17 protein-coding genes and 1 pseudogene are annotated in these 20,868 nt (G+C 44.1%); 15 read left to right on the plus strand and 3 right to left on the minus strand.

What is annotated here, in order from left to right; translation table 11 throughout:
- Positions 1-121: 121 nt before the first annotated feature.
- The 4 genes and pseudogenes from ABXS70_RS26545 to ABXS70_RS26560 all read left to right on the plus strand — a co-directional run bounded on the left by ABXS70_RS26545 (position 122) and on the right by ABXS70_RS26560 (position 2,843).
- A complete protein-coding gene (locus tag ABXS70_RS26545; RefSeq protein ID WP_366292126.1) occupies positions 122-436 on the plus strand; it encodes a hypothetical protein in 315 nt (104 codons plus the stop codon).
- Positions 433-732, plus strand: a pseudogene (locus ABXS70_RS26550) (hypothetical protein); the annotation flags it as partial. The gene ABXS70_RS26545 and the pseudogene ABXS70_RS26550, both read left to right, overlap by 4 nt.
- A 386-nt stretch (positions 733-1,118) precedes the next feature.
- Complete coding sequence (locus ABXS70_RS26555) at positions 1,119-1,454, plus strand: S-layer homology domain-containing protein (protein ID WP_366292129.1); 336 nt, start codon at positions 1,119-1,121, stop codon at positions 1,452-1,454.
- Positions 1,455-1,787: 333 nt separating this feature from the next.
- Positions 1,788-2,843, plus strand: coding sequence for a hypothetical protein (locus ABXS70_RS26560; protein ID WP_366292132.1), 1,056 nt, complete (start codon positions 1,788-1,790; stop codon positions 2,841-2,843).
- 160 nt (positions 2,844-3,003) lie between these two features.
- On the opposite strand, the gene ABXS70_RS26565 is transcribed toward ABXS70_RS26560, so the two are convergent.
- The gene (locus ABXS70_RS26565; RefSeq protein ID WP_342553516.1) at positions 3,004-3,630 is read right to left on the minus strand and encodes a hypothetical protein; all 627 of its coding nucleotides are present in this window, start codon (positions 3,628-3,630) and stop codon (positions 3,004-3,006) included.
- Between the two features lie 545 nt (positions 3,631-4,175).
- Here ABXS70_RS26565 and ABXS70_RS26570 point away from each other — a divergent pair.
- The 6 genes from ABXS70_RS26570 to ABXS70_RS26595 all read left to right on the plus strand — a co-directional run bounded on the left by ABXS70_RS26570 (position 4,176) and on the right by ABXS70_RS26595 (position 11,304).
- Positions 4,176-6,305: a 5'-nucleotidase C-terminal domain-containing protein gene (locus ABXS70_RS26570; protein ID WP_366292136.1), complete on the plus strand. Its 2,130-nt coding sequence runs from the start codon at positions 4,176-4,178 to the stop codon at positions 6,303-6,305.
- A 255-nt stretch (positions 6,306-6,560) separates the two neighbouring features.
- Positions 6,561-7,148, plus strand: a complete 588-nt coding sequence (locus tag ABXS70_RS26575) for a sigma-70 family RNA polymerase sigma factor (protein WP_342553514.1) — start codon at positions 6,561-6,563, stop codon at positions 7,146-7,148.
- Positions 7,123-8,184, plus strand: a complete 1,062-nt coding sequence (locus ABXS70_RS26580) for a hypothetical protein (RefSeq protein WP_366292139.1) — start codon at positions 7,123-7,125, stop codon at positions 8,182-8,184. Before ABXS70_RS26575 ends, ABXS70_RS26580 begins: the two co-directional genes overlap by 26 nt.
- Positions 8,185-8,299: 115 nt before the next feature.
- Complete coding sequence (locus tag ABXS70_RS26585; RefSeq protein WP_366292142.1) at positions 8,300-9,373, plus strand: hypothetical protein; 1,074 nt, start codon at positions 8,300-8,302, stop codon at positions 9,371-9,373.
- Positions 9,374-9,452: 79 nt separating this feature from the next.
- Positions 9,453-10,523 carry a hypothetical protein gene (locus ABXS70_RS26590; protein WP_366292145.1) on the plus strand — a complete coding sequence of 357 codons (1,071 nt, stop codon included), beginning with the start codon at positions 9,453-9,455 and terminating at the stop codon, positions 10,521-10,523.
- A gap of 445 nt (positions 10,524-10,968) precedes the next feature.
- A complete protein-coding gene (locus ABXS70_RS26595) occupies positions 10,969-11,304 on the plus strand; it encodes a hypothetical protein (protein WP_342553510.1) in 336 nt (111 codons plus the stop codon).
- 124 nt (positions 11,305-11,428) lie between these two features.
- Here ABXS70_RS26595 and ABXS70_RS26600 read toward each other — a convergent pair whose 3' ends face one another.
- Positions 11,429-11,917 (minus strand): GNAT family N-acetyltransferase, encoded by a 489-nt coding sequence (locus tag ABXS70_RS26600; protein ID WP_366292148.1) that lies wholly within the window; start codon positions 11,915-11,917, stop codon positions 11,429-11,431.
- 191 nt (positions 11,918-12,108) lie between these two features.
- On the minus strand, positions 12,109-12,831 hold the full coding sequence (locus ABXS70_RS26605) for a YheC/YheD family protein (protein WP_342553508.1): 723 nt from the start codon (positions 12,829-12,831) through the stop codon (positions 12,109-12,111).
- 286 nt (positions 12,832-13,117) lie between these two features.
- Between ABXS70_RS26605 and ABXS70_RS26610 the strand changes: the two genes are divergently transcribed.
- From ABXS70_RS26610 to ABXS70_RS26630, 5 genes are all read left to right on the plus strand, one after another.
- Positions 13,118-14,386, plus strand: a complete 1,269-nt coding sequence (locus ABXS70_RS26610; protein WP_342553507.1) for an OFA family MFS transporter — start codon at positions 13,118-13,120, stop codon at positions 14,384-14,386.
- A 318-nt stretch (positions 14,387-14,704) separates the two neighbouring features.
- Entirely contained in the window at positions 14,705-15,799 is a 1,095-nt protein-coding gene (locus tag ABXS70_RS26615; RefSeq protein ID WP_366292152.1) for a bifunctional glycosyltransferase family 2/GtrA family protein, read from the plus strand.
- A complete protein-coding gene (locus ABXS70_RS26620) occupies positions 15,799-18,090 on the plus strand; it encodes a glycosyltransferase family 2 protein (protein WP_366292155.1) in 2,292 nt (763 codons plus the stop codon). Before ABXS70_RS26615 ends, ABXS70_RS26620 begins: the two co-directional genes overlap by 1 nt.
- Positions 18,091-18,101: 11 nt before the next feature.
- A complete protein-coding gene (locus ABXS70_RS26625; RefSeq protein ID WP_366292158.1) occupies positions 18,102-19,961 on the plus strand; it encodes a hypothetical protein in 1,860 nt (619 codons plus the stop codon).
- 237 nt (positions 19,962-20,198) lie between these two features.
- Positions 20,199-20,744 carry a 50S ribosomal protein L25 gene (locus ABXS70_RS26630; protein WP_342553503.1) on the plus strand — a complete coding sequence of 182 codons (546 nt, stop codon included), beginning with the start codon at positions 20,199-20,201 and terminating at the stop codon, positions 20,742-20,744.
- Positions 20,745-20,868 lie beyond the last annotated feature (124 nt).

Consider the following 20,868-nt stretch of genomic DNA (forward strand, 5'->3'; position numbering starts at 1 on the left):
CACGCCCTGCTTACGGTTTATAACAAACCAGTAGACAGGGCGTTTTTTGTTCGTTAAGTTGAACGAAGCAGCATACAAAATCGGGTTCTCGGAATAACACAATGATCTAAAGGAGAACATCATGTTTGATTCTAACCTTAACCGGATTGCGCATTGTACAGAGATTAAAGAACTAACAAAGGTATTATCGGAACAATCCAGCTTGCAGCTGGATCACACTTCTCTCCTGTTGGTGACGGATGGTCAAGCTTCGCTGTCGATTAACGGGCATGAGGAGCATATTACTTTTGGTCACGTTATGGTCATTGAGATGGGGTCTGTCATCCAGCTTTCTCATTCATATCACCTTGATTTTTCAGGTTATTTCGTAAACTTCCATATGTATGATACGGCGATGAACTCACGCAGACTGTTCCTACACAATCTCAATCCATAGATCTCGCTGCAGCGATTCTTGTCGACAAAATGAAGGGCAGCGAAGGTGATACACTCACTTTTACAGTGATGTATGCCAATAAGACATGGATCGACGCTGATGAAGTGTATGTGAAAGCCAACATCCCTTCGGGATTAAGTTTAGCTGATGCAAATGGCGGTATCGTGACAAATCAAGAAATCAAGTGGAATGTTGGTAAGCTGGCAAAAGGAACGCAGGGTAAACTAACATTCAAACTCAAGGTTAATGATATGAACATGGGTGAGGATTTTGCGACCATAACTGCCAGAATAGGTACAGATCATAAGCTTACGCTCGTGAACACACAGGATGACACATCCTTGATTAAAGTGATGTTGTATTCTAACCGTTACGAACATAAGCATGACCGGTACATTATGGGTTATCTGGATGGTAACGTTAAACCAGGACGACTCATTACCCGTGCGGAGATTGCTGCGATCTTTACCCGGACGCTTCGGCTGCAAAATGAGGTTCGTCACGTCCAGTCGTCAGCGATACTGCTGCAGACTACTGGGGTGCTGAATATATTGAAGCAGTTGCAAAGAAAGAGATATTTAAAGGTTATGCGGATAACACATTCAAGCCGGATCAACCAATTACAAGAGCAGAGCTCGCGACAGCAATTGCCCGTTATCTCGGAGTTGCAAGGGAGCTAAAGATGGATCCTATTTTGCGAGTCAGCTCGTTTACCGATATTGGGGGAAGCTGGGCAGAGCAGTCCATTGATGAAACGTACCGTTTTGGTATCGCAGGAGGATACAAAGACGGCTCCTTCCAACCGAACAGTCAGATCACCCGAGAAGAAGCTGTCAAGATGATTAACGGGATGCTGTACAGAGGCCCATTGACTGGTGTTGAAGCTTCATATCCAGATAACCGATCGGGCAGATGGTCATTCGGACATGTTGAGGAAGCGACAAGAACGCATACGTACAAAATCAATGAAGATGGTTCCGAAACGATGATCAAATACATTCCGGAAGATTTATGGTAACGTGTCGATGCTCTAAAAAACTGGAATAAAAGCGAATTTAAAAAAGGGGCTGTCCCATAAGTCATAAAAAGACTCGGGATAGCCCCGTTTTCAAATTTACACAACAAATCGGTGTACATCACTTCACCGATGTGTGTTTTTAGAGGCTTTTGAGACAGCCCCTCGTGTTTTTAGCTAAAAAATTCAAGATATCAAATCGATGTGTCACAAAAAGGGCCTTATTATGCGTTATTGAGTAAAGGGATAAAAAGGGGGGCTTTTGGATAGGCCGTGTACATAATTTTATTACTTTGAGATTTATTAAAAAAATATATAAAAAATGGAAAATGAAAAATGAAGCTGAAAACGCCGCTGCTCGTCCTGAGTTCTATGTTCATCTTTGGAGCGGCAATCACCACAACTCTGAATAGTGATGTATTGGCTGAGCCCTCCAAGTCTGATAGCAGCCACTCTTCCTCTGCCTCCGATGCTGCGAATCAGAAGATGATTGATGCTGCTAAAAGCAAAATTGAAGAGTTTACCGGAAATTCACCTTCGCTTTTCGTCTCCAAGAAAGAGGGAAGCACTTACATTCTTAAGACAAACAAGAATAAGTCTGACGATATTTTTGTATCATCCAAGGGAATTGTTACTATGGCTAATTTAACAGTGAAGTACGAGGAACTGGGAGAGGTTAAATTGAAAGAGCAGCTGGACAAAGCATGGCAGCTGACCTTCCCTGAAGTGCATGAACCGCTTGAGTACGTCAGAATACGATTATTTGAAGGCTCCCCTGTAGAGGTAAAGGCATCTAATTCCAAGGGTATGATTTCCTTGAAAGACGGAAAACTTGAATACGGAGTGCAGTATGCTAATGAAAAGGAAATTCCGTCCGCTGCGCTGAAAGCGGCGGATATAGTCTTAAATAATATCGGCAAGGGAGTGCGCAAGACTGATCGGAAATTAAAGGTTATTATAATAAGACCAGGTGAGCCTGCAGTGTATAGCTTTGAATACAACACGAATAAAGGAAAGGTATGGGTGGAGATTGAGGAGAAGTCCTTTAAACCCGTATCTGTTTCATTATGGGATATTGTGTCACCTTATAAGAATAAGAATCTAAGCGAAAAAGAATATAAGGCCCAACAGAAAAAGCTCAATAGCTTGAATGCAAAAACACTGGCTAAAACAGCGCAAAAAGAAGCCAAAGCCTTGATGAACCTTGATCTGAGCGGTTACAGCGCTGAGAAATATAAATATTCGAATGAAACATTGGTCTTCACTAAAAAGGGAGCACCGGAAGTGCATGCAGGATTTACCAGCGCTGGCACCTTTGGCTCTTTTACAATCAAGAAACACAAAGTCATTGTCTTATTGGACAAAGAGTTCATAGAATCTATAAAGCCATGACAATAGAATAACGGAGCAGCCTAGACCCTAGACCGACCTGAACCCGACATCACTAAGCACGAACAATCCTAATTCAGATTGTTCGTGCTTTAGTGTTTATAGGATGAGTCATTTCTCAATCTCTTTCATTTTGGACTCTATCCAGTCACTGTCTTCTGGATTATCGTCCGCCCGTATTGGATGCCCAGACTGGAATCCAGCTGTTCGGGTAATAGGGAGTGGTCAAGGTTGTGTTATAGAGTACAAGGTTTCCGTCATTCTGCATGATCAGCGTATCCCCTGTTGTACTGGTTGGGAGCCCGCTGCCGTGGTGCCCTGAAATCCAGGTTTCGGTATTCGGAGTCCAGGCAGATACTAATTTGGACGTGTCAGGCACCAAAATTTTATCCCAGCCCCAGCCATAGAAATATTCAAATTTACCAGTGGCGGGATTGAAGCCGTAGCGATAAGCATACTGGTAAACATCCTGATATTTCATTGCATATTTATACATCACGGGTTTCCCGTATTGAGGTTCGAATTTAAAAGAAAGGGCTCCATTTTTACTCGTACCACTGCTCCAAAGGGAAGAACCATTCTGATAGATCACAAAGTTCCCGTCATCCTGCCAAATGGCTGTAAATCTGCCATCCTGGGAGGTGAGATAGTCTCCCTTTTGCATGCTTTGACCGATCAGGAGTTTATCTCCAAGATAACCTGCGGAAGCTGTTGCAGGTACGGCAAAGGTCAGTATTAATAAGCAGGCAATAAAAATGCGAAAAGATCTGGGGATAAATAGTGCTCTCATTGAACACACTCCTATACTCCTTAGAATGGTTAAGATCGATGCCTAGTACAATACAAATACCTTCTTACAGCTGCTGCGTAAGGCTGCACGGCGTTCGGCCAGGAGTGGTGAAAGAGCAGTCATCACATCCCCCAGAGGTGGTTAACGGGAAATCAAGAGATTTTATGCTCTCAGAGTCACCTCCTTTAATAGAAATGTCCTGCTTTTACAATGTATATAAGGATCCATTTATATCTAAATCAAAATTGAGATAGGAATTTCCTGAAGTTTCTCAAAAGGCAGGCTGTATTAAAGAGGGTGATGTTCATTTAACAGGGATATAAGATGATTACAAATAAAATATATAACATTTTATTCCACTATAGCAACTAAAAAGTTAAAATACATAATTTTCAATTTTATGAGTCCTAATCTATTGAGCTTAATTACCCTCTCCGATAAACTCGCAGATTTTTACATAGATTTAATATAATCTTCCACTTTTGCGAATTAAACTATGGTAAAATATCTCAGGATCTGAAATAGGAGAGGGGTTTGGTTCACGCATGACTTGGAAAAATGTTTTGGGGAAAAGCACCATTCGGGCAGCAGCTGCTGCACTACTACTTACACAGCTGCTCGGTGCAGCAGGTTCGGTTTCTGCCGCAGGCAAAGATGTAGAAGTACATTTGATTGGAATCAATGACTTTCACGGCCAGCTGGATACAACGTCTATGGTTGGTGACAAGAAGGCAGGATCGGCTCCAATTCTAGCAACCTATCTCAAAGAAGCTCAAGCCAAATATGAGCATTCCCTGCTGTTCCACAACGGGGACTCTGTCGGTGCATCTGCTCCAGTCTCATCCCTTGATCGTGATGAGCCTACAATGGAATGGATGAATATGATGGGCTTTGATGTCGGCTCTCTGGGCAACCATGAATTTGACCAAGGAATCGCCGCATTGAAAGCACAAATCTTCGGTGGTCTTGATCCAAAAGAAGGCAAGGTTACTCATGCGGGTGCTAAATTTGATTATGTCAATGCAAACGTAATCGAAACATCCACAGGCAAAACTTTGATCAAACCGTATGTTATCAAAGAAGTAGGCGGCGTTAAAATCGGATTCATTGGACTCGTAACGAAATCAACTCCGAACAAAGTATCTCCAGCAGGTACGGCAGGTGTGCGTTTCTTGAGTGCTGAAGAAGAAGTTGAAGCCGTTAATAAATATGCAAAAGAATTGCAAAGCCAAGGCGTAGAAACCATTATCGTGCTGGCACATGATCCAGCCTCCACCAAAGAAGGTGTAACGACCGGGGAAGCTGCCGATCTAGCTAAGGCGCTGCCAGCTGACTCTCCCGTTGATGTCATCGTTGCCGGTGATAACCATGCTCTGGCGAACGGTGAAGTGAATGGAAAATTAATTGTTCAAGCATACTCTTATGGTACGGCGTTTGAAGATATCAAGCTGATGATTGACCCTGTCACCGGGGATGTAACCGAGAAATCAGCCACTGTGACTACAACCTTCCAAGAGGGTGTAAAAGAAGATCCTGAAACACTCGCTATTATTAAAAAGTCCTTGGACAAACACCCTGAGCTGACCAAGCCAGTAGGTACAACAGATGGTTCTGTTCTGCGCACAGATGCTTATAATAACGAAGCCCCACTGGGCAACCTGATTGCAGATGCGATGCGTCAAGCGGACTTCGGAGATAAAGCAGGCAAGGCGGATTTTGCATTTATGAATCCAGGCGGTATCCGTGCGGATCTGCCAAAAGGGGATGTGACCTTTGCCGACCTGGCTAAAATCCAGCCTTTCGGTAACACGCTTGTCAAGCTGGAGCTGACTGGCGAGCAGGTAAAAACACTGCTGCTGCAGCAGTGGGGTACCAATGCGGATGGCACACCAAATACGAAAACATTGCAAATTGCTGGTCTGAAATACACAGCTGACTTCAGCAAGCCGGCTGCTGAACGTGTTACAAGCCTTAGTCTGGAAGATGGTACACCGGTTAATCCTAAACAAACGTATACCGCTGTTGTGAACAACTTCATGGCCGCAGGTGGAGATAACTACAAAGTACTTGTCGAAGCAAAATCATCCTTGGCTGGTCCAATTGATCTGGATGTATTCTATAAGTACATCGTGGATACGTTCAAAGGCGGCGATATTCAAGCCAAAAAAGAAGGACGTATTACGAATCTGGCTGCATCTGCAGAGCCAGCAGAAACACCAGCACCAGTTAACAATGATCCCATTACTCGTGCTGCATTTGTAACTGCACTGGTAGATATGCTGCAGCTTAACGAAGTATCTAAAGCACCTTCATATCAGGATGTTTCACCTAATGCTGCCTATGCGGATGCAGTTGCTGAAGCGACTAAAGCCGGCTTAATTCAAGGCTACAGCGGTAACTTCTACCCAGATCGTGAGATCACTCGTGAAGAAGCGGCTGTAATCCTCGCGAAGCTTCTGAAGGATCAAGCTTCAGGTCAAGATGCGGCTGTAGTTATTGCAGGTTTTGAAGATGGTCAGACCGTTTCAAAATATGCTGTGGATTCTCTGGCTAAATTGATTAACAAAGGGATTTTTGGTACAGCTGATAGCAAGCTGCTTCAACCGAAACAAGGCATTTCAATGAATGATGCCAAAGCTTTGATCGAAAAAGCGGCTGCGGCCAAAGCTTCATAATCTAGAACATATGCCTAATCTATCGTAAGACCGAAAACACATCTGTAGGAAAATAAGCACCCTTCTATACATAAACCTCTCATTAGTTGAGTTACGTGAAGGTTTATCTCGAAGGGTGCTATTTCCATTATAGGCTGCGTTTTTCTTTTTACCATTTCAAGGTCAGTGAGGTCACCCAATAATTATTTTGATGCTGCTGTCACAAAAAGAGCTGCTTCGGTGTTTTAAGAGTGTAGGCGGGAGGGGGTAAAATTTTTGGATAGAGACTATAGAGAGCATAAATCAAACTCAGAAGAAATTGAGATGCTGGTTGAAAGAACCAAACTTGGCGATAAGGAAGCATTCGCGTCCATTATAAGAAAATTTGAAAAACCAATGTATATCTATTGTTATCATATTCTCAAAAACAAGGAAGAAGCCGAGGATGCGCTGCAAGAAATATTTATCAGAGTGTATGAACAGATACATAAGTATCGTCCCCATATGACGTTCTCGGCATGGCTGTACAAAATTGCCTACAATCACAGTCTGAATCAAATCAGGAGCAAAAAAAGGTGGTTTCGTTTTATAGATCGTTATAAATATAATCAGCCTGAACCTTCACCTCAGCCAATAGACGGTCAAACGACACTGAAGGATTATCTAAACTTACTGACGACCGAAGAGAGACATATAATCGTTCTACGTGCGATACATCAATATAACTTTAACGAGATTAGTGAAATTATGAATATGAAACCCGCTACTGTGCGAAAAAAGTATGAACGTCTTCGCAAGAAACTGCAGACAAAGGAAGTTAACGAAGGAGGAACAGTGAATGCGTCGATCACCAAATCCGTCTAAAAAGTTAAGTGTTCACCAAGTGGAGCAGATGATTCGCGATACGGATACGCCAGAGCACAGCATGAGTCAACAGATTGTACAAAAACTTGAATCCAAAAACGAGTCAAGACAAAAGCCATTCTTTACAAGAGTGGGAGTCATCGCAGCGGCATCGGTTGCGTTTTGTGTTTCTCTAACTCCTGTTATGGCTCAAGCCATAGAACGTCTATCACTGCTGGAGTATATTAATCCGTTTGCCCAAGAAATGAAAGTGAATCCAAATGAGAAGGCCGATACTCTTTATGTAAAAGGTTTAGATGGGAATAAAAAATTCCACTCGGGTATGATTCGCTTTGATGACATTGAGGATCAAGAGTTTAAAGGTCAGCTGCAGAGGGTTTGGAATGAGATTTTCCCCCAAGGAGAAGCAATTCATGATGTGATTATGTACGAGTATGATAAGGGCAAATTTCACATAGAGGCGCGAAACGAAAACAGATCCATCCAATTTGACGAAGGTAACTGGTATTATGCGGCACAGCCGATTGGAGAGAACCAGGTACCAGATGCGGCAGTAGATGCAGCAGATCGAGTTTTCAATAAAGTTGGGAATTTTAAACAAAGTAAAAGGTCAGTGAATCGAATGGTTCTAAGACCCAATCAAAACCCGGTATATAAGTTCGTATACAACACAGAAAAAGGTTCTATCCTCATTGATGTACAAAAAAATACGAATCAGATCACAAGCATTGTAGCTTTTCCGTTGTCGGATCAACTCCATAAATTGGAGGATGATAAAAATAGATATCGTGACTTGGTTGAGAAAACAAAAGCCATTGAGCTGGGCAGCATTCGTGAAGAAGCCGTGAAACAAGCTAAAGTGTGGATGAACTTGGACTTGACTGATTATAACGTATCCAAACTTGAATACCGATTCGATACCTTAACGTTCACCAAAGCGGGTTCTCCAGACGTGACGGTGGTGTACACCTCTAAAGGAACGATCTATTCTATTGAAATTGATTTAAGGCAGTTATCTGAGAAAGGCACGGACTAATTCATGCAATGAAAGGGGGTGATGACTGCTGAGTTCACAGATTTATTTCAACGTAACTGAAACATTCCATTTAAAACTGCGGGTAAGTAAATAAAAAATAAAGGAGTTTATTCTTATGAACAAAAAAAAAATTTTTCCTATCGTCGGAGCAGCTTTATTATCAGGGAGTTTGCTTGGATTCGATACAACGAATCAAACCAATGCGTATAACAACGTAAATACAAACATTAAACAAAGTGCTGCATTAGAGCAAACCCCTATGCAAAAGGCTCAGGATAAGCTTAGAGAATTGACAGGAAATACGTATACGTTAATTCAAGGAGTAATAGGGAAGGATGCGATCCATTTTAAAAGAGATAGCGTCAAGGACGACATTATCGCTTATAAAGCGAATGGAAAGCTCGAAACGATCGGTATTAAAATCAATTATGAAGATCTGAATGGTGGCAAATATCAAGCTAAATTGAAGGAAACGTGGGAGACGTTATTTCCAGGAGAAGAACCGAAATATGTGAATATCTCAGAGTCCATCTACTATGAGGGCACAATCTCCTCGAATGCTCTGCAAAATAAACAAATATATATGCAGGAGAATGGCAAGGTTTATGGTATAGATTATGCTCCTGGCGAAGCCCCGGCAAGCTTGCAGGAGGAGGCTGCTGAAGTATTATCCAGGCTTACGGATGGAAAGATTAAGCAGGGTGCCAAGTTAGATCGGATGTATGTCCGTGATGGTAAACCGAATGTGTATCAATATAAGTATAAAACCAAAACAATGAATGTGAGCTTTGCCATCGAAGAACAGACGCTTGAACTGCTCCAAGCCGATGTATATCTTAAGGACGGTAAGGGTGTAGATAATTATGGAGAATTCCAGAAACGAGAAAATGAAAAAAGTGCAGAGCTGAAGAAGTTGACGTTGGACACTTTATTGGAGAACGCCGTGAAAGATGCGAAAAAGATGATGGACTTGGATTTGAAAGGATACAAGGGGACGATCGGAGCAAACGCATGGGATGAAGATTATATGACGTTCACCAAAGAAGGAGCACCTTCGGTTACTGGCAGATTTAATAAAGACGGTTCGTTCAGCAGCTTTACCGTTGATAAGTATGATCAGACAATCGATTTTTACGGAATGACCATCGCAGGTCCTCCGAATGAAGAGCTCAAATTAATATTGGACTGATCTGCATTAAAAAGCAGCTTGGAGATGCAATTATAGTTCATCTTAACCATGAGGTTTCAAAAGAAAGGAATTCATTCATATGAACAGAAAGAAAATTTTCCCTATGATCGGGGCAGCTTTATTATCAGGAAGTTTGCTGGGATGTCAGGCGCCTGTCCAAGCAGATTCGGCTAACAAGGCGAATATTAATGCTTCACAGCATGTTAAAGCAGATCAGAAGCTTATGCAGCAGGCTCAGGATAAACTGAAAGAGCTCACAGGCAATACCTATAAGTTAATTCAAGGAAAGGCCATGAAAGATTTTGTGAGCTTTAAAAGAGAAAATTTCAAATATGATACAATTTCCTACAAAACGAATGGAACGCTGGATGATATCGGTATCACAATTAATTATGAAGATTTAAACGGTGGGAAGTATCAAAGCAAACTGAAGGAAGCATGGGAAACGTTGTTCCCAGGGGAAGAACCCAAATACGTGAGTATCTCAGAGTCGATCTACCGTGTGGGTACAATCTCATCGAATGCCAAACAAAATAAACAAGTTTATATGGAAGAAAACGGGGATGTGCATGGCGTAAATTATGCACCTGACAATGCCCCGGCAAGCGTACAGAAACAGGCTGCTCAGGTATTATCCAAGCTTACCAATGGTAAGGTCAAGAAAGGGGAAAAGCTGGATCGTGTATTTGTTCTTGATGGTAAACCAAATGTATATCAATATAAGTTTAAATCAAAAACGATGGATGTGAGCTTTGCCATTGAGGATCAAACGTTGGAAGTGCTTCAAGCAGGCGTTCAAAGTAATGGTAAGGGCATAGATGATTACAACGAATTCCAGAAGAAAGAAAAAGCAAAAGATGCAAAGCTTAAAAAGCTGACGTTGGATACATTAATGAAGAACGCAGTGAAAGATGCAAAAGCAATGATCAATTTTGATTTGAAGGGATATAAAGGAGCAAGAGGAACAAATGCATGGGATAAGGATCAAATGACGTTTACCAAACAGGGGGCTCCTACAGTCTTGGCCACCATGAATGCTGATGGATCGTTTAACAGCTTCATCGTAGAGAAGAATGGTCAGCATCTCAGTTTCGGTGGAAACACGATCGTAGGACCTGCCAATGAACAACCCAAAATATTAATCAACTAGGGCGTGTCTTGAAACCCACTGAAGTGCATCTTTTACCCCCTTTTCGCCCCCTGCTGCGTCAGTTTTCCTTGACGTGCCCCGGCACGCCTGCAGAAAACTTCCTGGCTGGTAACGAAAATTTGGAAAAATCTGCTTCCTTCATTGTTTTCAGACACACCCTAATTCCAAATGTAAAAATCTGCAGCTGTGATGATTCATCTTCCAGATGAACGTTCCAGATTCAAGAAGATCATTCGTGTTTCGTCCAGGAAGCCTCTCCGTATTTCGGAGGGGCTTTTGCTTTTAGTACGGCTATAGCCATGAAACAAGGTACATCCCCATCATGACCACTCGTTGGGCAGTACGGATTGGACGAACACACTTTTTCTGCCTTGTCCACTTCTATCTCTCACCAAAATCAATCTGCTGCATCTAATAAACTATCAAAATGAAGGAGGTTATGAGAATGGGAACGAGAAGACCCACAGGTGGATATGATCCAGTCCAGATTTATAACTCTACTCCGTTTAATGCGTATGGAGCCGTTGAGTATGCATCCATCTTTTGCAGCAATGATCAATACAGTGTACAGCGTGAAGAAACATGGCAGGCTTCTGGACGTGGGGTATGTCTGGTCACTCGAATCACAGCAACAGTAAGAACACCAAGTGGCAATATCGCAGCCGAACCGTACACGTCATCTGGAACATCTTACAGCCAGTTTGCCATCATACAGGTAGGTCCGAACCAGTTCCGGGTAACGCGTGTGGTAAGTTCGGCTAGACGCCGCCGGAAATGTTAACCGTATCGGCATAGAATCAATTAAATTACCACAGTTTATAAGATAAGAAGCGGCCCTCCAGATTCATTCATGGAGAGCTGCTTTTTTCGCATCATGATCACATGCATTAATGTTAATGTATGGATCAAGTATGGGATATCAGTATCTTCTGCAAAAGCAGTTCATCCCTTATGGGGATACCTTGATCCGACACGAGAGGGATGCTTGGTTTCAAAGCTCTTGCTTTCTCTACGGCATCCGGATAAATACGAATGATCTGGTAACCCCTTTTTTGATAAAAAAGAAGGGCGCGGAGGTTATCGTTTGTCGTGATCAGTTGAATACTATTCCGATAAGCCTGCCTTGCAGTGTCCTCTACTCTTCTCAAGAGGGCTGAACCGATCCCCTGATTCTCGTCCAGACTGTCGAGCGAGGTTACTTCGCATCGATCATCATGCATAACGTATGTAATATATCCTCTTATTTCTCCATGATCGTTCAGTACTGCGTAACCATCCAGCGCCTCACTGGAATAGATACCTGTTGAGATAAGCATCTTCGGACTTCCCCAGTGTTCGGCAAAAAAATCATTCCGCTGCGCAGCAGGAATGCGGCAGCTCTCCACTATTTTCATATGTATTCTCCTATGTTTGTTCCATTTTCAATGTCCATACCGCATAGTTTGGACTCATTATCCATTATATCGTGTCTTACTCTCTCTCGAAAATATCATAATGCTGCTGGGTTATCTAATCAAATCTGTAATGAAAGGAACAGCTCACCAGATCCATGGTGAGCCGTTCCTTGGTGTTGTGAAGCCTTGGATTAATGCTTCTGATACCACAATATTCGGCGATACATCGAGGAATCTTTCAAGCGGCGAAAAGGGCGCAGGTTAGGGCGGTAATTACCCTCAATGATCCAGATTCGGCCTTTCTTATCCACACCCATGTCAAAGCCTACTTGTCTTAGATCAGGATAGTGTGCTGCTAAACTCTTGGCCGCCAGCAGTGCAGTCCGGTTGACTTGCAGGAGCAGCTTTCGCCCCCCTATACGGGCAGACTGCAGTGCCTTGAGCGCAGGAATGATTCGGCTGGTCACATTGGTCACTAAGTAACCGCGTGATGCAACCTTGGCGTAGGAGCCGGTTACGATCCATGGAGAGGAATTGTTTTTTTTACGCTGCACCATAATTCGAAGATCGAACGGTCTATGCTGCATGCAGGCTAAATGAAGACGCTGCTGCACAACATAATCGCGATTCCTGTAAGTCTGATCAAGCCAATCCTGTAATTCATCTGTATTTTGCATCGTTATGGTGTTGTTCTCGTTTTGGACACGGTAGGTGTCCAGTTCCAGACGCTGTATGAATATAATGTCTCTGCCGTAACGTCCGTCACAGGGTTTAAGCACAACGCCTGAATATTGAAGAAGCATTCGAGATAACGTTTCTTTCTCAAGCAGCTGTGTTTCAGGCAGTCGTCCGGCGAGTAAAGGTACACTGCTGAGGACGCGATACTGCAGCCATTTGTCCCGTTGTAATCCCATTACATCACAGCCTTTGATTTGGTAGGGGGTTACGTCACCTCCTATTCTAAATCAAACCCGTCTCCGACATAAGCCGCCATTCGTCTAAAAACAACAACAACAATTCGGTTAAGTGGTATGAATATTCACGGACTTTTTTGCCGTGAACTCTATATTAAATTTTTGAGTCTATAAAATAGTTAAAGGTGTACGTGATGTTATTGCTATGTTTTGTAAGCTGTGCTACGCTTTATAACGCAAGATAGTGAATTATTTCACAATACAATCGTGAGGGAGAAAGATCTCAGTGGAACTGACAAAAAAGAGATGGATTATTCTGATTGCAAGCTGTTTTATCAATCTATGTATTGGCTCCATCTATGCGTGGAGTGTATTTTCTGCCCCAATGGCAGCTTATTTAAGCGGCCTTGCAGGGCGTACATTAACACCAGGGGATTTGGCTATTGTTTTCACAATCTGCAATTCGGTAGGACCGATTACCATGATATCGGGCGGATGGATTAACGACAAGTTTGGGCCGAAAAACGTTATTCTGATTGGCGGATTATTATTTGGGGGCGGCATGATTTTATCCGGATTTGCATCTTCGGTAGGTTTTCTGGTATTTGCCTACGGGATCGTACTTGGCTTGGGAACAGGTATGATCTACGGATGTACTATCAGCAACTCCATCAAATTTTTTCCGGATAAACGTGGATTGGTTGGGGGTGTAACCACGGCTGCTTATGGTTTAAGTTCTGTAATCATTCCTCCGATCGCCAATGTTATTATTAGCGGCTCGGGTATAACTTCTGCATTCATTATCATCGGGATTACTTTTCTTATTATTATCTGTGGGGCTTCGTTCTTCATTGAAAAATGTCCGGCTGACTTCGTTCCGTCTGGATGGGCACCGAAGAAAGCCGAGTTCAGTCGTGCTGCGACAGAGGATAAAAACTGGAAAGGCATGCTTGCAAGCCCGATTTTCTATGTTATGATACTGCTGCTCATTAGTGGAGCTTTTGCCGGACTTATGTGCGTATCCCAAGCCTCACCGATCGCGCAGAAAATGGTTGGTTTATCTGCTGCGGCTGCGACTACTGTTGTGTCTGTCCTGGCATTATTTAACACAGGCGGACGCATTCTGGCAGGATATGTATCAGACAAAATTGGCCGAATCAATACACTTGCCATCACGTCTCTGTTATCCGTGGCCGGGCTGATTCTGCTTTATTTATCAGGAGAGAGCAGTGCAGTCACATTTTATATGGGAATTTCCATGATTGGTCTAAGCTTTGGTGCCTTAATGGGGGTATTCCCCGGCTTTACGGCAGATCAGTTCGGGGCCAAAAACAACAGTGTCAATTATGGGATTATGTTCATCGGATTTGCGCTGGCGGGTTATTTCGGACCTTCCATCATGAGAAATGTGTACAGCCTAGACGGCAGTTATCAGAGAGCTTTTGTTATTGCAGCGATTTGTGGTCTGACTGGCTTCATTCTTACCTTCGTCTACAAATGGGCCGTTAAGTATCAGAGTAGAAGTTCTAATAACAACACAAAAGTGACAGTGTAAAAAAGACTTTTCTGATTCGATCATAGAATGTTTGAATCAGCTGACATATAGATCATAGGATACAAAATGAACCGAACCACCTGTGAATACACGGGTGGTTTTCATGTTTCGTCAAAAAGAGCGTTCTTGTCTTAAATGGGTAGTCTTTTAAGACTATAAAGCGCTGCATGATATACACACCTTTTTTACCAGTAGATTACAAAAATACTCGTTTACGGCCCTCGTTTTCGGTGGTATACTCTCCTATATTCAAGGAAGATATTAGCGCAAATATGCAGCAAGCATTGTAAAAATTTGTCGAATTGGGGCTCGTTTCGAATGATTATAGCTAGAGAAAAGGAAGAGACGATCATCCTTATTCCTTCCCTGGAACCAGATGATAGACTTTTATCCTATGTACGTCAGCTGCAGGATTATGGTTTTACCAAATTAGTTGTTGTAGATGATGGTTCTGGTGAAGCCTACCAGTCCATCTTCGAAGAATTAGAAGACAATGGGTGTGCGCTGCTGAGGCATACGGAGAATCAGGGGAAAGGTGAAGCACTGAAGACCGGATTTCGTTACATAGTACAGCACTACGGGCGGGCTCATTATGTTGTTACTGCGGATTCAGATGGCCAGCATGCAGCGGAGGACGTGTACCGAATTGCACAGGAAGCTAAGCGTCATCCCGATGATCTGCTGCTTGGTGTGCGGGATTTCAGTGAGGGCGGCATTCCCCCCAAGTCTTTGCTTGGGAACCGAATGACTTCGTTTATTTTTGCCCTGTTATACGGTAAGAAACTATCGGATACCCAGACAGGGCTTCGCGCCTTCAGCACAGGGTTATTGCCGTTTATGCTGAATGTGCGCGGCAAACGGTTTGAATATGAGCTGCAGATGCTGATCTCCTGTATTCAGTCCGGGATCACCATCCAGACGGTGCCCATTCAGGTAATCTACGAAAACGGTAATGCTGGTACGCATTTCAAAGCCATTCAGGATAGTGCTCGGGTGATGGGGGTACTGTTTGCGAATTTCTTCCGTTTCATCTCGTCGTCGCTGGCCAGCTCCGTGGTCGATCTGGGCATTGCCTGGTTTCTGATCGACTTTCTGCGTCCGATCATGGGGGAACAGCATTATTTAAGAATTCTGCTCGCCACCGTTATCGCGCGTGTGATATCTATTGTTGTGAATTACGTGCTCAATAAGTATTTTGTATTCCGGAAGGAAGACAGCCGGGGGAGTCTTTGGCGTTATTTGACGCTGTGCGGCTTGATTATTCTGCTGTCGAGCACCGGTGTTTATTTATCGCATACCCTATTCCTTGTGGATGAGAAGGCGGCGAAGTTTGTATGTGACGCGATCTTGTTTCTGCTCAGCTTCCAACTGCAGCGGAGATGGGTATTTGCGGCAAGGAGGCAGCAGCAGTAGTGCAGAACGAGAAAAGACAAAATGTATTTTTCATCATTACGATGATCCTCATGACGATCTATTTGATCTGGCGTGCGTTCTTTACGCTTCCATGGGGAGAAGGTGTGCTGAATGTCATATTTGGCATGCTGCTCATTGCAGCCGAGACCATCACGGTAGGAACAACCTTCGAGTTATTTTTCCAAAAGATGCAGAAGAAGCGGGCTCAGCTCGATTTTCCGGTGATTCCGGACGAATATTACCCGCATGTTGATGTATTTATAGCAACCCATAATGAACCTGTTGACCTCTTATATAAAACTGTGAATGCCTGTACGTTTATGGATTACCCGGACAAGTCGAAGGTACACATCTACCTGTGTGATGACGGTGCAAGACCAGCAGTGGAGGAACTGGCGAATCAGTTCGGTGTAGGCTATCTGGGGTTCCCCGGCAACAAGGATGCCAAATCAGGCAACCTGAACAATGCGCTGAGCAAGACATCTTCTCCCCTGATTGCAACCTTTGATGCAGATATGATTCCGCAGCATACGTTTCTGATGAAAACAGTCCCTTATTTTATGCTCTCCACATTTATTGAAGAAAATGGAGAATGGCGCCTACGGCGTGAAGATGAGATCGACCCCACCTTTAAGCTGGGGCTGGTTCAGACACCGCAGAGTTTCTACAACCCGGATCTGTTCCAGTTTAATCTCTATGCGGAGCAGGGCATCCCGAATGAACAGGATTTCTTCTCCCGTGAAGTGAATATTCTGCGCAATGCATCTAATGCGGTTGCATATACGGGCAGTAATACGGTAATTTCCCGGCAGGGAATGATGGATATCGGGGGCTTCCCGCTGAATACCATCACGGAGGATTTCGAGACAAGCATCCGGCTGCAGCAGGAAGGTTACATCACGTATGCCACGCAGGAGGTGCAGGCTGCGGGCCAGACGACTACCACGATTCCGAGTATGATCAAACAGCGGATTCGCTGGGCGAGGGGCATTATTCAGAGTCTGCAAAATACACGCGCACCCTTCTCCCGAAAGCTTCCTTTCTGGACCAGAGTGACCTATGTGAGCAGTTTTTTGTATTGGTGGTCTTTTTTTAATCGACTGATCTTTATCCTTTCTCCAATTCTATTTGCTTTGTTTGATTTTCAGATTGTAAATACAACCTTCTGGCAGATTCTGATCTTCTGGCTGCCGTCGTATTTCTTCTATAGTCTGTCGATGCGTTATCTGTCCAGCAACATACGAAATCAGCGATGGAGTCAGGTCATTGATACGATCTTTATGCCTTATCTAATCTGGCCTGTCATTCTGGAAACGGTCGGTATCCGGGAGCGAAAGTTCAAGGTAACGAATAAAAGTCGTTCAACCGGACGCCAGTGGATGGCCTCACTGAAATATGCGCTTCCGCATATCTTTTTGCTGCTGCTGTCCATCGCCGCAATCATCCGGTATGTTAATGGCAAGTACGGCATGGCTCTGTTTTTCAGCAGCATTATTATCTTCTGGCTCGTTCACAATATGATAGCCTTGTTCTACGCCTTGTTCTTCATGATCGGGCGCCGTGCATACCGGGAGAATGAGCGGATTCGGGCACAGGAGGAGCTCACGATTCGTTATCCAGACAGCCCACTGCGTTATGAGGCGCAAACTGTCGACCTGTCAGAGAACGGCATCGCATTCTATGTACCGTACCCGATCTACCTACCAGAGCAGAAGACAATCTCTTTGATGGTCCAATCGAGTCGATATGAAGCGAATCTGGATGCTGTTATCGTGTATGTCAAAGCAGATGGGGAAGGCTGGCGCTATTCGGCTACGGTCCAACCGATCAGTGAGGCGGATAATCGCCAATACATGCAGCTCATCTATGACCGGAAGCATTCGCTGCCAGAGCAGATGAATCTATGGGATACTGCGTATGATGACATGCTGCGCAATGTGAAAAAACGGATTGTTCAGCCTAGACCCGATCAGCGGAAGATGCCGAGACTTTCCCTCCATCTTCCCGTAACGTTCACGAACCATGCGAGCTGTACGCTGTTGAGCTTCAATTATCGTTTCTTCTCTGCGACCGGGCTGCAGGGCAAAATAGCCGAGGGGTCAGAGGTTATCTTTTATACGGTCAGTAATATCGAAGTGGTCTTGAGACATACCGGTAAAACAACGGCGAACAAACGTGAAGTGCTTCTCTCCGTGGAGAACATCGATGAGATTCTGGGGCGTGGTTTGATTGATCAACTGCTGAGTGATTTGATCCGTCCGCAGGCTGAGCGGTTCACCAAAGAGGGTTAGGAGAGATAGAAATGCTGTTCTTGCTTCAACTTGTGATGGGTATATTACTAATAATATCAATGATCGGTTATATGCAGTTTGTTCGTAAAGTCATGTCCATCCGGTGGGAGTTCATCCCGATATTTGTGTTCTCGTCTATTGCCTGTATCATCTATTTTGCCGGATTAGCGGGGCAGCTCTTCACGGGAAGTATTATTGTGCTGGTCGCAGGATTGCTGATGTTTAGAGGCAATGTGGTGCAGGCCTTGTATCAGAGCAAACGAAGGGCATGGTCATTTTCGTTTTCGTTATTCCAATTAAGCTTTTTGGGCGGGGTCTTCATATTTCTGCTGATTCTGTTCCATACCGAGCTGACACACTACGATAATTTCTCACACTGGGCAATTGTCGTGAAGGATATGCTGAGCACCAATGCGTTTCCGACGCCGGATTCCGATTTGATTGAGTTTAAAAATTATCCACTCGGCACCTCGTCGTTTATCTATTACATCTGCCGGTTTATGGGACATGCTGAGCCAATCATGCTCTTAGCGCAGGGCCTCTTGATTTTCTCCTGTTTCTACGCCATGTTCGGTATTGTGTCGGAGAAAAAACGGTTCCTGCTGTATGCTTTTCTCGGGTTTGGTTTGTCCACCTTGTCCTTCTTCAACCTGACAATTCGTATTACCAATCTGCTGGTGGATTTCCTGCTTCCGATCTATGCCCTAGCCATAGTGGCAGCCATATATCAATACCGTCATGATCTTAAGCGGGCCTGCATCATTATTCTTCCGCTGGCAGGCCTGCTGACCATTATCAAAAGCACAGGTATTATTTTTGCTGCTGTTGGCCTCATCTTTCTCGTATACATCTGGCTTAAGCATAAGCAGCGCGCTAACTGGAGAATAGGACTTGCTGTGATCGGAACGATAGTAGGAGCGCTGCTGCCCTATTTTAGCTGGAGCTGGCGTATGGCAACCGTATTCCACGGTGTAAACAACAAATTTGAGGGAGCCGCTGCTGCGCTGAAGTCAGGGAAAACAGCTGAGCAGAAGTGGGAGATCCTGGTGCTCTTCCTGAAATCCAGTATAGATATTACATCCAGACCTGTACTGGGGATTGTTATTTTCCATCTTGCTGCAATCGCTGCTTCCATTACGGTCTATGTGGTGCTCAAGAAGAAGTGGAATCTGTGGAAAGCACTGATTGCGCTCGATGTTGTGGTTGTGCTGTACTATGCTGGAATACTGGCCTTGTATCTATTCTCCATGCCGGTGGATGAGGCCGTCCGACTGGCCGGGTTTGAGCGTTATGCATCTAGTATCGTTGTGCTGTTTGCCGGGGGACTGGTACTCTGTGCTGCTGTTGATATAGAGCGTACGTTTCATTACCGCATAGGTGAGGTGCCTGATTATCAGTCATTCAAGACGGTACAGTCCAAAAGGCATTATCAGCAGGGGATTATCGCCTGTATGGCGCTCGCGGCCACAACGCTCCTGTCGGAGTATAACGGCATGATATCCATCACCCAAAGCTATGATAAAACGCTGCCTTATGAAGTTCATGCAGTGACAGGTGATCGGTGGTATACCGGCGGCAGGGAGAATATGAATCGTTATCTGTTTTATGGCTCTGATCGGGATCAGCAGGTTACGAGTTATTACATGCAGTATGTCGGCAGATATTTTCTATACGCACCGAATGTGGATGGCATCGTGCTGTTCTATGAAGATAATATGGATAATCTATTAAGTAACTACGATTACCTTGTCGTGGTCGAGACTGATCTGAATGCCAAATGGCTGTTGAAAAAACACTACGGTATTGATATGCAGAAGGGCATTTACAAAATCACCCGCACCGGGAACCAGATTGTGCTGACTTTGACATAGTCCTTAATCGACAAAAACATGTTTCTATGATAGGCTGAAAGCATCCCAAGGGCATTCTACTTTTTCAAGTAGAGTGCCTTGCTGTATATTATGGGTGTTTACATTTAATGTATTTATTATGATTGCGATGCAATGTGGAGGTGGTGATGCTATGTTTCTCTCTTTAGCCCCCTTAGGGGAATGTTGGATGATCGAAAGAGTACAAAAAATCATTGAATATAGAGGAGCGAACATAGCATGACTACTTATATACAAGCGGAGAGCCGCATCAAATTAAAGCCTTCCAGACTTCGGAATTTGCGTCAATCTGGCCGCCTGCCCGGAATTGTTTTTGGCAAGAACACAGAGAATGAGATGATTCATATACCCGCGATTCAATTCGAAAAGTGGCTCAAACAAGGCACTTCCGGTTTTATCGAACTGCAGTTTGAAGAGAAGCCTTCGCTTACCGTGCTGTTTGAGGACCTGCAGCGTGATCCGGTTACACGGGATTTGATTCACGTCGATTTTCAGCAGGTACAGAGTGGAGAAGTGCTGCGCACCAAAATTCCTGTCAAGTTCAACGGAACACCAGCGGATGCGAAGTATGGTGGTGTTGTGCAGATCCAGCTAGCTGCTATTGAAGTGGAGGCGCTGCCTCGCCATCTGCCAACCGTGGTCGAGTTCGATATCAGTGCAATGAAGATTGGAGAAACGCTGCATGTGAAGGACGCAGTGTTCGCTCCTGAGGTAACGGTAATCTCGGAGGGCAACGAGTCACTTCTTTCGGTTATTAAACCTTAAGAGTAGCGAAGTATAATTAAGTCAAGCTGCATGGGCTAATCGCCTATGCAGCTTGTTTTTTTGGAGTGTGAATCGCAAATAAAATATTTCTCATCCATGGAAGGTAATATGGGAAATAAGATAC

This window comes from Paenibacillus sp. AN1007, from assembly GCF_040702995.1.
In the GTDB taxonomy this organism is placed as follows: domain Bacteria; phylum Bacillota; class Bacilli; order Paenibacillales; family Paenibacillaceae; genus Paenibacillus.

What these genes read in the sequence shown, in the direction of transcription:
- ABXS70_RS26545 (WP_366292126.1), top strand. Translation starts at nt 122, where the DNA reads ATGTTTGATTCTAACCTTAACCGGATTGCGCATTGTACAGAGATTAAA.
- ABXS70_RS26555 (WP_366292129.1), top strand. Translation starts at nt 1,119, where the DNA reads ATGGATCCTATTTTGCGAGTCAGCTCGTTTACCGATATTGGGGGAAGC.
- ABXS70_RS26560 (WP_366292132.1), top strand. Translation starts at nt 1,788, where the DNA reads ATGAAGCTGAAAACGCCGCTGCTCGTCCTGAGTTCTATGTTCATCTTT.
- ABXS70_RS26565 (WP_342553516.1), bottom strand. Translation starts at nt 3,630, where the DNA reads ATGAGAGCACTATTTATCCCCAGATCTTTTCGCATTTTTATTGCCTGC.
- ABXS70_RS26570 (WP_366292136.1), top strand. Translation starts at nt 4,176, where the DNA reads ATGACTTGGAAAAATGTTTTGGGGAAAAGCACCATTCGGGCAGCAGCT.
- ABXS70_RS26580 (WP_366292139.1), top strand. Translation starts at nt 7,123, where the DNA reads ATGCGTCGATCACCAAATCCGTCTAAAAAGTTAAGTGTTCACCAAGTG.
- ABXS70_RS26585 (WP_366292142.1), top strand. Translation starts at nt 8,300, where the DNA reads ATGAACAAAAAAAAAATTTTTCCTATCGTCGGAGCAGCTTTATTATCA.
- ABXS70_RS26590 (WP_366292145.1), top strand. Translation starts at nt 9,453, where the DNA reads ATGAACAGAAAGAAAATTTTCCCTATGATCGGGGCAGCTTTATTATCA.
- ABXS70_RS26595 (WP_342553510.1), top strand. Translation starts at nt 10,969, where the DNA reads ATGGGAACGAGAAGACCCACAGGTGGATATGATCCAGTCCAGATTTAT.
- ABXS70_RS26600 (WP_366292148.1), bottom strand. Translation starts at nt 11,917, where the DNA reads ATGAAAATAGTGGAGAGCTGCCGCATTCCTGCTGCGCAGCGGAATGAT.
- ABXS70_RS26605 (WP_342553508.1), bottom strand. Translation starts at nt 12,831, where the DNA reads ATGGGATTACAACGGGACAAATGGCTGCAGTATCGCGTCCTCAGCAGT.
- ABXS70_RS26615 (WP_366292152.1), top strand. Translation starts at nt 14,705, where the DNA reads ATGATTATAGCTAGAGAAAAGGAAGAGACGATCATCCTTATTCCTTCC.
- ABXS70_RS26625 (WP_366292158.1), top strand. Translation starts at nt 18,102, where the DNA reads ATGCTGTTCTTGCTTCAACTTGTGATGGGTATATTACTAATAATATCA.
- ABXS70_RS26630 (WP_342553503.1), top strand. Translation starts at nt 20,199, where the DNA reads ATGACTACTTATATACAAGCGGAGAGCCGCATCAAATTAAAGCCTTCC.